The organism is Glycomyces sp. NPDC021274, assembly GCF_040641195.1.
Lineage (GTDB): Bacteria > Actinomycetota > Actinomycetes > Mycobacteriales > Micromonosporaceae > Glycomyces.
The window spans coordinates 172,334-184,960 of record NZ_JBFADC010000004.1 but is presented as its reverse complement, the minus strand read 5'-3'; the positions used below and the strand labels follow the sequence as shown (position 1 = coordinate 184,960).

Sequence of the window (12,627 nt, the reverse complement as noted above, 5' to 3'; positions counted from 1 at the left end):
ACGGCGTTTCGCACAACCGCGAAGCCCCCGAAGTGCGCCGATTCGGCCTCCGCGCCGCCCCGGACACCACCCGAAACGCGCGATCGCGCCCCGGCTCGGCCGGGGCGCGATCGAAGACTCGCGACGACGCGGGCGGACCTAACCGGCCGCGCTGCGCTCCTTGCTCGAGAACGTCTCGGTCGGCTCCTCGAGAAGCTCCTCGGCGCCGACGACGGTGAACAGGCGGGTGATGAAGCGGTTGGGGTTGACGACCGCCAGCGCCACGCCCATCTCGCGGGCGATGCGGTACGCCACCACGATGGTGCCGATGCCGGTGGAGTCGAGGACCGTCACCTTGGCGACGTCGACCCGGATGGCGGTCGCGCCGCCGGCCTCGAGGGCGTTGGTGATCGTCTCGCGGATCTGGGGGGCGGTCGCGTAGTCGACTTCGCCGGCCAGCTCGACGGTGACGACCCCCGCGTCGGTCGTGGCAGTCTCGATTGACAGCGTCATGAACTCACCTGATTCGGTAGGGTTTCGAGCGCGTGGGCGTCGTTCGAGCGGCCCAGCCTCGGCTGCGACACAAAGTCTATCCGACCGGTACGACGGAGAACAGCTCGCGCGCGCCAGTTTTCCGCATAGCCGCACACACTTCTGATAAAGGTCACTCGAACGTGTTTCACGCCGGTGCGCGGTGCCACCGCCACCGGTGTGACCGCGCGCGGACCGCTTGGCACGCCTCGGGACCGGGCGTATGCTTCACAACCACCCGTGACCTGCGGACCGCTGACCCGCCGACCCTGTGAGAGGCCCATGCCGCTTTCGACTAGCCAGCCGAACGCCGAGACCGAGGCCACCCTGCTCGTCGTCGAGGACGACGAGAACATCTGCGAGCTGCTCTCCACCTCACTCCGGTACGCCGGGTTCGCCGTCCACGGCGTCGGCACCGGTGACGAAGCCCTCCGCTCCATCGCCCGGCACCGCCCCGACCTGGTCGTCCTCGACGTCAACCTCCCCGACTTCGACGGCTTCGAGGTCGTGCGCCGCATGCGCTCGGGCTCCGACCACACCCCCGTGCTCTTCCTCACCGCCCGCGACGACACCGCCGACACCGTCACCGGCCTCTCGGTCGGCGGCGACGATTACATCACCAAGCCCTTCGCGCTCGAAGAGGTCGTCGCCCGCATCCGCGCCGTGCTGCGCCGCTCCTCCGGCGAACTGCCCCGCCCCTCCCGCCTCCAGTACGCCGACCTCGAACTCGACGAGGAGACCCACGAGGTGTGGCGCTCGGGCAAGGCCGTGCAGCTCTCGCCCACCGAGTTCAAACTCCTGCGCTACTTCATGATCAACGCCGGGCGCGTGCTCTCCAAAGCCCAGATCCTCGACCACGTGTGGCGCTACGACTTCCGCGGCGACGACGGCATCGTCGAGTCCTACGTCTCCTACCTGCGCCGCAAGATCGACACCGGCGAGCCCAAACTCATCCAGACCCTCCGGGGCATCGGCTACGTCCTGCGGGAGCAGCATCGTTGAGCGCACCTCGCGTACTCGAGGGCGTCCGCGACAAGTGGGACCGGACGCCGCTGAGGGTCCGGCTCACCGCGGCCGTGCTCGTCCTCGTGGCGGGCTCCCTCATCCTCATCAGCGTCTCCACGATCCTCGCGCTGCACTCCTACTTCCTCGGCACGGTCGACGACGAGCTCAAGACCCAGCTCACCAGCTGGAGCCCCGACACGTTCGACCCCGAATACGACGAGGACTCCGATGAAGCGCCGGGCCTGCGCCCCCAGCAGTACGTCTTCAGCCTGGTCACCCCGACCGGGAACCGCTACGACCGGCCCGACGACCGCGCCGACTACCCCGTCTTCGACTACGAGCAGCTCCAGGCCGCGAACGGCGAGGCGTTCACGGCCCTGAGCGCCGACGGCGCGACGCGCTGGCGGGTGCTGGGCCTGCCGGGCTCCCAAGTGGGCAGCAAGTACGACGACTACGAGCCCGAGGAGCACAACCTCGACGCCGACTCGTACTACGTGCTCTCCTACAAGCTCTCGCACTTCGACAAGACCGTGGCCGGGCTGGTGTGGGTCGACCTGCTCATCGGCGCGGGCGTGCTCGCCGGGCTGGCCGCGATCGGCGTCGGCCTGGTGCGGGCGAGCCTCTCGCCGCTGCGGCAGATCGAGAACACGGCGGCGATGATCGCCGCCGGGAACTACTCGCGCCGCGTGCCCGACCACGACCCGAGCACCGAGGTCGGCCGGGTCGGGCGCGCCATCAACTCGATGCTGACCAAAGTGGAGGGTGCGATCCGCGCCCGCGAATGGTCCGAGCAGCGCGCGCACGACTCCGAGGAGCGGATGCGCGAGTTCATCGCGGACGCCTCGCACGAGCTGCGCACGCCCCTGACCAGCGTGCGCGGGTACGCGGAGCTGGTGCGCACCAACCCGCAGATGCCCGAGGCCGACCGGCAGCAGTACGTCGGGCAGATCGAGGAGGCCGCCAAGCGCATGGGCCTGCTCGTGGGCGACCTGCTGCACCTGGCCCGGCTCGGGCAGGAGCGGCCGGTCGAGACCGAGCCGGTGGACCTGGCCGTGCTCGGCCACGAGGCCGTGGCGGCGCACGCCGTGATGGCCGAGGGCCACGAGTTCCGCTTCAGCTGCCTCCCCGGCAGCTCCACTGTGGTCGCCGCCGACCGGGCCCGGATGCGGCAGGTGCTCGACAACCTCCTCTCGAACGCGGTCCGCCACACCCCGGCCGGCACGAACATCAGCGTCGAAGTGGCCGCCGAGGACGACGCGGTGCGCCTCACCGTCGCCGACGACGGCCCCGGCATGACCCCAGAGACCGCCGAACGGGTCTTCGAGCGGTTCTTCCGTTCCGACTCGGTCACCCACCCCGGCTCGGGCCTCGGACTCGCCATCGTGGCCGCGATCGTGAAGGCCCACGGCGGGACCGTCCAGGTCGACTCCGAGCCCGGCGAGGGCACGGCATTCACCGTGGTCCTCGCCGCCGAACCCCAGGCAGCCGACGAGTGAAGCTTGGAAAGCTTTAATGCATGTCGATGCCCCGCCCGCCCGCCGAAGCGGCCCCGACCCCGCTGACCTGGCCGCCCGCACCTGAACGGGACACGGAGCATTAAAGGCTTTTAAGGCGTTTTCGCAGCGGGCCGCGAGCTGGGCCCGGCATGCTGCCTTACATGAGCAGCACTGAGAGCACGAAGGGCCCCGAGGGGACCGCACCGCAGGGCCCCGACGGGCCTCGCACCCCCGACACCGCATCCGAGCCGGCGGCCGAACCCGCCGCCCCGGCCGCCGACCAGGCCGCGAGCCTGCCGCCGAGCACCGCGCCCGCCGCAGGCGACACCGCCCTCTTCGGCGCGCCGGCCCCGAACGCCGCACCGGGGCATCCGCACGCCGCACCGCAGCCGGCCGCCGCAGCGCCGCATCCGGGCGACGCGGTCGGTGCCGCGCCGCACCCGACCGAACACACCACGTCCGCACACACTGCGCACACCCAAGTCCTGCAAGGGACTCCCGCTCCGGCACCCGCCGGGGCCCCGCACATGTCCGCCCCCGCCTGGCAGCCCGGCGGACCCGTCCCTCCGATGTACCAGCACCCCGGCGCGCCGGTCGGCCCGCCGCCGCGGCCCCGCGGCCGCGGCAGGCTCGTGGCCGGGGCACTCGTCCTCGCCCTCATCGCGGGCGGCGCCGGCGGCATCGCCGGATGGGTCATCGGCAGCGGCGACGGCGCCACCACCACCGTCCAGTCCGTCTCGATGGACGCCGGGCAGGGCATGACCTACACGGAGATCGTGAACAAGGTCAGCCCCTCGGTCGTCACCATCGTGACCGACGCCGCCGAAGGCTCGGGCGTCGTCTACTCCAAGGACGGCTACATCGTCACCAACAACCACGTGGTCGACGGCGCCCAGTCCGTGGAGGTCCGCTTCTCCGACGGCACCACCGCCGACGCGACCATCGTCGCCACCGACGCCACCCAGGACCTCGCCGTCATCCAAGTGGACGGCGTGGACGACCTGACACCGGTCGCCTTCGCCGACTCCAGCGCCGTGCAGGTCGGCGACGTCGCCGTCGCCATCGGCTCGCCGCTCGGCCTCGAAGGCACCGTCACCACCGGCATCGTCTCGGCCCTCGACCGGTCCATGACCGTCGCCGGCGAGCAGGGCGGCGGCATGGGCCAGCAGTCCAGCTCGACCCTGAGCGGCCTCATCCAGACCGACGCGGCCATCAACTCCGGCAACTCCGGCGGCGCACTCGTCAACGGCGACGGCGAACTCATCGGCATCAACACCGCCATCGCCACCACCGACTCCGGCTCCATCGGCCTCGGATTCTCGATCCCGTCCAACACCGTGAAGGACACCGTCGAGCAGCTCATCCAGAACGGCTCAGTCGAGCAGGGCTACCTCGGCGTCTCGGTCGCCAACACCGACGGCAACGGCGCCATGGTCCTCAGCGTCGAACCCGACTCCCCGGCCGCGCAGGCCGGGCTCCAGGAGGGCGACGTGATCACCGCGATCGACGGGACCCCCGTCACCACCGCGTCCGAAGTGGTCGCCGCCGTCCAGGGCACCTCATCGGGCACCGAGATCGCCATCACCTACACGCGCGACCAGCAGGAGGCCCAGACCACGGCCACCCTCGACGCCTCTTGACGGGGACAACGACGCCGGCTGGCACGAACGCGGCCCCGAGCCATTGGCTCGGGGCCGTGGACGTGCTCAGGGGCCGCTGAGCACGCGTCTGTTCGCGCCGCGGCGCCATGTCGCGATCACAGCGCCACGACACTCCCCCCGCGAAACCCGGGCGGTCTCGCGACCCTGCGCCGCACTCACTGCGCCGCGGAGCTCCCGCTGGACTCGAGCGCGGCGCGGACCGGACGCAGCTGCGGCGGGGCCTCACCGGTGTCGATCCACTCCGCGAGGCGGTCGCGGTCGACGATGAGGACGCCCAGCTGCGCGGCGACGGCCTCGTTCCGCGCGGCGTGGTGCATCCAGTGCAGGTTCGCGTTCGTGATGAGGACGCCCGCGTCGCAGTCCCAGCGGGCCTTGATCTCCCCGCCGAGGATCTGGACGTGGCGGTTGCCGTTGCGCCGCCGCATCGTCTTGTCGTCCTTCTTGGCGCGCACGATGATGCGCTGGCCGTTGTTGAAGGTGACGACGAAGTTGCAGCCGAGGTCGTTCTTGCGGTGGCCGAACTTCTTGACGCGCTTGGCGTCCAGGCCGACCAGGAGCTGGCCCGCCATGGCGTCGAACGCCGGGATGTTCATCTTGTCGACGCTGCGCATGATGGTGTTGCGCTCGGCGGCGACCGCGCGGTCGCGGTGCTCGTGCCCGCGGCTGCGGAACAGGATCCAGCCCGCCAGTGCGGTGCCGCCCAACAGGATCGCTATGGACGCGAACCAGGCCCAGTGGTCGGCTATGAATCCGAGAACGAAATAACCGAGGATGAGAACGGCGATTCCCGCTCCGGCTCTGAGGATCACGGACATGGCGGCCTCCACTGGGTTAGAGGGCTCAGCTGAACTACGGCACGCCAGCATCGCCCAGAGCGGCTGGCGCTATGTCGCCTGTGATGTCGTGGTACTTGTTCATGGCTCGCAAGCGTCGCCATGACGGTGCAAATGTATGGCTCGCAAGCTTCGCCATGACTATGAGTATCCGTTACCGTTCGCTCACGCGTAAGGCCAATGTCCGGTACCCGACAGCTTGGCGCGGCATCCTGCATGTGCGGCCCGTCGCGACACGCTCACCGAGCCCGTGCCCCGCCTTCGGCGGTGGGGGATACTGGCCGGATGTCGACATCTTCAACGGGCGTTTTGGTGCTTCTCGGTGCGCCCCTGGGAAATCCAGAGGACGCCTCGTCTCGGCTCCGGACCGAGCTGGCCCGCGCCGACGTCATCGCCGCAGAGGATACCCGGCGGCTTCGGCGGCTCCTCAGCGAACTGGATGTCGTTCCCACCGCCTCGATCACGTCGTATTTCGAGGCGAACGAGGCGGGCCGAACGACGACCCTTATCGAACAATTGTACGACGGAAAGCGGGTCGCCGTCATCACCGACGGCGGCATGCCCTCGGTCTCCGACCCGGGCTTCCGGCTGGTCAAGGCCGCGATCGACGCCGGCATCGCGATCACCTGCGCGCCGGGCGCGAGCGCGGTGACGACCGCGCTGGCGCTCTCGGGGATGCCGTGCGACCGGTTCTGCTTCGAGGGGTTCGCGCCGCGCAAGGACGGCGAGCGGCGGCGGCTGTTCGGCGAGCTCGCCGAGGAGAAGCGCACCATGGTGTTCTTCGAGTCGCCGCGGCGCGTCGAGGACACCTTGCGGGCGATGGCCGCGGCCTTCGGCGACGACCGCCCGGCGGCGCTCTGCCGCGAACTCACCAAGACCCACGAGGAGATCCGCCGCGGCGGCCTCGCCGAACTCGCCGAAGGCGCGGAGGCCGACCCGCCGCGCGGCGAGGTCACCCTGGTGGTCTCGGGCTGGACCGGCCCGGACGCGAGCGAGGCCACCCCCGAGGCGATGGCCGCGGCCGTGGCGGCCCTGGAAGCGATCGGCACCGACCGCAAACTCGCCATGAAGGAAGTCGCCGTCCGCTACGGCGTCAGCCGGCGCGACGTCTACGACGCAGTGCTGAAAGCGGACTGAGCGGCATCATCTGGCGGCCGAATCATCAAATATCCGCTAATAAGCGGATATATACCCCCTTAGGGACCCCTGGCGCAAAAGTACTCCTGAGGTCCGACGATCCCGCCTCGAACACGACGTGAGCGAAACTCAGAGCTCGTCGAACTTGAACGTCTTCCAGGAGAAGAGCGCCACGATCGCCGCGAAGGCGGCGAGGAAGCCGATCTGCGGGAGAACCGCCGTGGGCGGCTCGCCGTAGACGACCACCGACTGCAGCGCCTCGTTCAGGTACCGCATCGGCGACGCGTACGAGATCGCCTGCACCCACCCCGGCGAGAGCGCCAGCGGGTAGAACGCGCCCGACACGAACGCCATCGGCATCGTCACGAGGTTGCTCAGCCCGGCCGCGGCCGGGCTCGTCTGCGCGATCCCGCCGATGACCACGCCGATCGCCAGGAACGCGAGCGTCCCGAGCAGCACCAGCGGCACCGCGAACCACGTCCACGCCGACAACCGCAACCCGAAGCCCAAAGCCGCCACCGCCAGGAACACCGCGGTCTGGCCGACCGCGACCACGAGGTTCACCGAGACCTTCGCGCCCAGGAACGTCCGCACCGAAGCGGGCGTCAGGCGCAGCCGCCGCAGCAGCTTGTCGCGCTTCCAGTCCACGATCGTGCCGGCCGCGCCGAACACGCCCGCGATCGCCACGCCCCACGCCAGGATCCCCGGCGCGAGGTACTGGATCGGCTGCAGCGCCCCGCCGTCGGCCTCCTCGACCTCGGTCGCCAGCACCGGCTCGCCCGGTGCCGCCGCCGAGAGCACCTCGACGTTCACGTCGTCGACCAGCGCCGAAAGCCGCCCTTCGGCGATCGCGCCCGAGGTCGAGTTCGTCGCCGACGGGTAGATCCGCACTGTCGAACCGTCCTGGACGACCGCAGCGTCCGCGTCGCCGTCGCGCAGCATCGCCAGCGCCGCGTCCAGGTCCGACGCCTCGGCGACGGCGAACTCGTCAGCGTCCGCGCCGTCGAGCACGGCCACGTCACCGACCGCGACGATCCGCGACGCCGCGGTGTCGCCGGAGCCGAACACGCTCGCGAGCAGCACCATGAACATCAGCGGCAGGAGGATCGTGAAGAAGATCTGGCTGCGGTCGCGGAGCCACCCGCGCCCCAGCGCCTTGAACAGGCTCCGGTACGCCCGGCCTCCCGAACGCTCGGCGCGCACCGTGCGCGCCTCCGCCGTCTCGAGGCTCATCCGCGCCACTCCCGTCCGGTCACGTGCAAGAAGACGTCTTCCAGGTTCGCCGTGCGCACCGACAGGCCGTCGAGGGCCCCGTCGGACGCCAGCGCGGTCAAGAGCTTGCGCGGATCGCGCGTCTCGAACACGACCGCGGTCTCGCCGGCCGTCCACGGCTCGCCGGCCGCGAGCTCCTGGACGCGTTCGTCGCTGAGCTGCCCGGCGGCGACGGTGACCTTGGTGGGGGCGTCGAGGCCCTGCACGAAACCGGCGGGCGAGTCGATCGCCCGGATCTTCCCCGCGTCCATGATGGCGACCCGGTCGCAGAGCGCCTCGGCCTCCTCCATGTAGTGGGTCGTCAGCACCACGGTGCGGCCTTCGGCGTTGATGGAGCGCATGAGGTCCCACAGGTTGCGCCGCGCCTGCGGGTCGAGCGCAGCGGTCGGCTCGTCGAGGAACACCAGCTCAGGGTCGCCCACGAGCGCGCACGCGATCGAGAGGCGCTGCTGCTGGCCGCCCGAGAGCTTCTCGCACCGCACGTTCGCGTGCTCGGCGAGACCCACGAGCTCGAGCATCTCGGCCGCGCGGCCCTGCCCGGCCCCATACAGCTCCGCGAACGTCTCGATCTGCTCGCGCGCGGTCAGGAACTCGAAGAACGCCGACGCCTGGAGCTGCACGCCGAGGCGGCCGGTCAGCTCGGGAGAGTGCGGCCAAGGGGAGCGGCCGAGCAGGCGCACTGTCCCCGAATCGGGCTTGCGCAGGCCCTCGACGATCTCGAGGGTCGTCGTCTTCCCGGCCCCGTTCGGGCCGAGGATGCCGAAGAACTCGCCGCGTTCCACGCGGAAGCTCACGCCGTCGACCGCGCGAACCTCACCGGTCCTGCGGCCGCGGTAGGTCTTGCGGAGGTCGGCGACCTCGATGGCGGCGTCCATAGCCGCTAACGCTATGCCATCGGCATTTGTGACCGGGTTCTCGCCTTACGGGTGTACACGTCCGGTCCCGTGTACGTCCAGGGCGGCAGCCGCGGCCCTTTCACACCCTCCGTAACAAGACCGTGAGCCGAACTTCATCGCACCGGCACAGGTGCCGCACAACCAGGCAACGCCGCTCGCGGAAGGTTGCGCCATGACAGCGACACTGACGCAACCCGCACCGCCCGCCCGCAAGGGGTGGATCACCGACTGGCGCCCGGACGACGAGGCCTTCTGGCAGTCGACCGGCCGCAAGGTCGCCCGACGCAACCTCATCTGGTCAGTGCTCGCCGAGCACCTCGGCTTCTCGGTGTGGACGATGTTCAGCATCATCACCCCGTTCCTGGCCGCGGCGGGCTACGACTTCACCACCAGCCAGCTGTTCTGGCTCACCGCCGTCCCGAACCTGGTCGGCGCGTTCCTGCGCATCCCCTACACCGCCGCAGTGGCGCTGTTCGGCGGCCGGAACTGGACCATCATCTCCGCGGCCCTCCTGGTCCTGCCCACCGCGCTCCTGGCGTACTGCGTGATGACGCCGGGCACGCCGTACTGGCTGTTCGTCGTCTCGGGCGTCCTCGCCGGCTTCGGCGGCGGCAACTTCGCGTCCTCGATGGCCAACATCTCCTACTTCTACCCCGAACGCCACCGCGGCGCGGCCCTCGGCATCAACGCCGCCGGCGGCAACATCGGCGTCTCGGCCGTGCAGTTCATCGGCCCGCTCGTGATCGGCCTCGGCATCTTCGGCGCCTCCCAGGGCACGACCCCCGCAGGCAGGGACTTCTTCCTGCACAACGTGCCGCTGCTGTGGCTCGTGCTCGGCGTGTTCGCCGCGATCATGGCCTGGCGGGCCATGGACAACCTCGCGGTCGCCCGCACCCCCCTGCGCGAGCAGGTCCCGGCGCTGGCACGCAGGCACACCTGGATCATGAGCGTCCTCTACATCGGCACGTTCGGGTCGTTCATCGGCTACTCCTTCGCGTTCCCCCTGGTCATCAGGATCGAGTTCCCCGAATTCCAGTCCCTGTGGATCGCCGCGCTCGGCCCGCTCGTCGGCTCGCTCGTGCGGCCCATCGGCGGCTGGTTCGCCGACCGCCTCGCCGGAGCCCCCATCACCAGCGGCGCGTTCATCCTCATGGGCGTCGGCGCGATGGGCGCCATCTGGGGCATCAACTCCGGGTCGTTCGCCCTGTTCTTCACCTCGTTCATGCTGCTGTTCGCCATGAGCGGCATCGCCAACGGCTCCACCTACCGCTCGATCCCGGCGATCTTCCAGGCCGAGGCGGCCGCCGCCGCAGGCGGCAAGGCCAGCGAGACCGAGGTCGTGAAGGCCAAGAAGATCACGGCCGCCGCCCTCGGCTGGATCTCCGCCATCGGCGCCTTCGGCGGATTCCTCATCAACCAGGGCTTCCGCATCGCGAACGAGCAGACCGGCTCCGTCGTCCCCGCCATGTGGGCGTTCGTCGCCGCCTACGGCGTCTTCCTGATCATCAACTGGTGGTGCTACCAGCGCACCGTCCTCGTCGAGAAGGCCCCCAGCCTCGCCTACGCGAAGGTCTGACCGAGCCCCCACCGCGGCAGCGTCGCCGTCGAGCCACCGGCCCGCAATCGTCACTTACCGACGATTGCGGGCCACTTAGCATTCCGGAAACATTGCTCACGTGACGCCGAAACGACGCCCGGACACACTCGCCGCATGACCGTTCGCGCCGCCCTCCCCGTCGTCCGCACCGCCGACACCCACTGCCCGTACTGCGCGCTCCAGTGCGGCATGCGGCTGGAGGAGGACACCGAAGGCAAGGTCACCGCCGCACCCCGCGGCGGCGGCATGTGCAAGAAGGGCTGGACCTCGCCCGAACTCCTCGACCACCCCGAACGGCTCACCACGCCGCTCCTGCGCGGTGAACCCGTCTCCTGGGAGACCGCCCTCGACCACGTCGCCGACCGCATCCGGTCCGTCCAGGCCGAGCACGGGAAGGACGCCGTGGGCGTCTTCGGCGGCGGCGGCCTCACCAACGAGAAGGTCTACCAGCTCGGCAAATGGACCCGCCTCGCCTTGGGCAGCAAGCACATCGACTACAACGGCCGCTTCTGCATGTCGTCGGCGGCAGGCGCCCTCAACCGCTCATTCGGCATCGACCGCGGCCTCCCCTTCCCCAAGGAGGACCTGCAGGACGCGGACGTCATCGTCCTCGTCGGCGCCAACCCCGCCGAGACCATGCCGCCGCTCATGCGGTTCCTCACCGGCGCCGAGCTCATCGTCGTCGACCCCCGCCGCACCGCCACGGCCGAGCAGGCCCAACTGCACCTCCAGGCCGCGCCCGGCACCGACCTCGCGCTGGCGAACGGCCTGCTGCACATCGCGATCGAGCAGGGCTACCTCGACCACGACTACATCAAGGCCCACACCGACGGCTTCGACGAGGTCCGCCAGACCGTCGCCGGCTACTGGCCCGCGTTCGTCGAGCGCATCACGGGCGTCAGCGTCCCCGACCTGTACGCGGCGGCGCGGCTCATGGCTGCACCAATTGACGGCCCGCAAGGGCCGAGGCCGAAGAAGACGGTGATCCTCACCGCGCGCGGCTCCGAGCAGCACGCGAAGGGCGTCGACACCGTCACCGCCTGGATCAACCTCGCCCTCGCCCTCGGCCTGCCCGGGAGGCCGAGCTCCGGGTACGGGTGCATCACCGGCCAGGGCAACGGCCAGGGCGGGCGCGAGCACGGCCAGAAGGCCGACCAGCTCCCCGGCTACCGCATGATCACCGACCCGGCCGCGCGCGAGCACGTCGCCGCCGTGTGGGGCGTCGACCCCGAGACCCTGCCCGGTGCGGGCGTCTCCGCCGTCGAGCTGCTGCGCAAATGCGGCGACGAGGTGAAGATGCTCTTCGTGCTCGGCTCCAACCCCGTGGTCTCGGCGCCGCGCGCGGCGCGCGTCGCCGACCGCCTCAAGGACCTCGACTGCCTCGTCTCGTTCGACTTCGTCATGTCCGAGACCGCGCGCCTCGCCGAAGTCGTCCTCCCCGTCACCCAATGGGCCGAGGAGGACGGCACGATGACCAACCTCGAAGGGCGGATCATCCGCCGCAAGTCCCTGCGCGGCGCACCCGACGGCGTCCACTCGGACCTGTGGATCATGAAGGAGCTCGCCGCGCGCCTCGACGCCCCCGGCTCGTACTCCACCGACCCGGAGGCGATCTTCGAGGAGCTCGGCCGCGCCTCCGCCGGCGGCAAGGCCGACTACTCCGGCGTCTCCTATGAGCGCCTTGAGGACCGGACCTTCCAATGGCCCGTGCCCGGCCCCGAGCACGACGGCACCCCCCGCATGTTCGCCGACTTCAAGTTCGCCACCCCGGACGGGCGCGCCAAGTTCATCGCCGTCGACCACCGGCACCCGGCCGAGCGCCGCGACCGCTCCTACCCGCTGTACCTCACCACCGGCCGCGTCCTCACCCAGTACCAGTCGGGCGCGCAGACCCGCCTCATCGCGTCCCTCGACGGGCCCGACAGCGAGCAGTTCCTGCAGATCCACCCCGACACCGCGGTGCGCCACGGCATCGGCGAAGGCGACTGGGTCCGCATCACCTCCCGGCGCGGCTCCTACACCGCGCCCGCGCGCCTGACCGCCGACATCCGGCCGGACACCGTCTTCAGCCCGTTCCACTTCCCGGGCGCCGGCAACGCCAACGCCGCCGTCTCCGACGTGCTCGACCCGATCAGCCGCATGCCCGAGTTCAAGGTCTGCGCCGTCAAGATCGCCCCGGCCGCCCGGCCCTGACCGCGTCCTGCACCCCTGACTTTCGGC

10 protein-coding genes are annotated in these 12,627 nt (G+C 70.5%); 6 read left to right on the top strand and 4 right to left on the bottom strand.

Annotated elements, in window-relative coordinates; all coding sequences use genetic code 11:
• Positions 1-138: 138 nt before the first annotated feature.
• Positions 139-492, bottom strand: a complete 354-nt coding sequence (locus AB0I03_RS11750) for an STAS domain-containing protein (protein ID WP_143015085.1) — start codon at positions 490-492, stop codon at positions 139-141.
• 300 nt (positions 493-792) lie between these two features.
• Between AB0I03_RS11750 and AB0I03_RS11745 the strand changes: the two genes are divergently transcribed.
• The 3 genes from AB0I03_RS11745 to AB0I03_RS11735 all read left to right on the top strand — a co-directional run bounded on the left by AB0I03_RS11745 (position 793) and on the right by AB0I03_RS11735 (position 4,651).
• The gene (locus tag AB0I03_RS11745) at positions 793-1,512 is read left to right on the top strand and encodes a response regulator transcription factor (RefSeq protein ID WP_270118629.1); all 720 of its coding nucleotides are present in this window, start codon (positions 793-795) and stop codon (positions 1,510-1,512) included.
• Positions 1,509-3,011 (top strand): HAMP domain-containing sensor histidine kinase, encoded by a 1,503-nt coding sequence (locus tag AB0I03_RS11740; RefSeq protein ID WP_360410453.1) that lies wholly within the window; start codon positions 1,509-1,511, stop codon positions 3,009-3,011. Before AB0I03_RS11745 ends, AB0I03_RS11740 begins: the two co-directional genes overlap by 4 nt.
• 161 nt (positions 3,012-3,172) lie before the next feature.
• Complete coding sequence (locus AB0I03_RS11735; protein WP_360410450.1) at positions 3,173-4,651, top strand: trypsin-like peptidase domain-containing protein; 1,479 nt, start codon at positions 3,173-3,175, stop codon at positions 4,649-4,651.
• Between the two features lie 176 nt (positions 4,652-4,827).
• Here the strand turns inward: AB0I03_RS11735 and AB0I03_RS11730 are convergent, their stop codons facing one another.
• Complete coding sequence (locus AB0I03_RS11730) at positions 4,828-5,487, bottom strand: restriction endonuclease (protein WP_360410447.1); 660 nt, start codon at positions 5,485-5,487, stop codon at positions 4,828-4,830.
• Between the two features lie 303 nt (positions 5,488-5,790).
• Here AB0I03_RS11730 and rsmI point away from each other — a divergent pair, with 303 nt between their 5' ends.
• Positions 5,791-6,642 (top strand): 16S rRNA (cytidine(1402)-2'-O)-methyltransferase, encoded by an 852-nt coding sequence (rsmI, locus tag AB0I03_RS11725; protein ID WP_360410444.1) that lies wholly within the window; start codon positions 5,791-5,793, stop codon positions 6,640-6,642.
• 129 nt (positions 6,643-6,771) lie between these two features.
• Here the strand turns inward: rsmI and AB0I03_RS11720 are convergent, their stop codons facing one another.
• Both AB0I03_RS11720 and AB0I03_RS11715 read right to left on the bottom strand, forming a co-directional pair.
• Entirely contained in the window at positions 6,772-7,875 is a 1,104-nt protein-coding gene (locus AB0I03_RS11720; protein WP_360410441.1) for an ABC transporter permease, read from the bottom strand.
• Positions 7,872-8,789, bottom strand: a complete 918-nt coding sequence (locus tag AB0I03_RS11715; RefSeq protein ID WP_360410438.1) for an ABC transporter ATP-binding protein — start codon at positions 8,787-8,789, stop codon at positions 7,872-7,874. The genes AB0I03_RS11720 and AB0I03_RS11715 overlap by 4 nt, the downstream gene beginning before the upstream one ends.
• A gap of 193 nt (positions 8,790-8,982) precedes the next feature.
• Between AB0I03_RS11715 and AB0I03_RS11710 the strand changes: the two genes are divergently transcribed.
• Both AB0I03_RS11710 and AB0I03_RS11705 read left to right on the top strand, forming a co-directional pair.
• Complete coding sequence (locus AB0I03_RS11710; protein WP_360410435.1) at positions 8,983-10,386, top strand: MFS transporter; 1,404 nt, start codon at positions 8,983-8,985, stop codon at positions 10,384-10,386.
• A gap of 135 nt (positions 10,387-10,521) precedes the next feature.
• Positions 10,522-12,600, top strand: a complete 2,079-nt coding sequence (locus AB0I03_RS11705) for a molybdopterin oxidoreductase family protein (protein ID WP_360410432.1) — start codon at positions 10,522-10,524, stop codon at positions 12,598-12,600.
• Positions 12,601-12,627 lie beyond the last annotated feature (27 nt).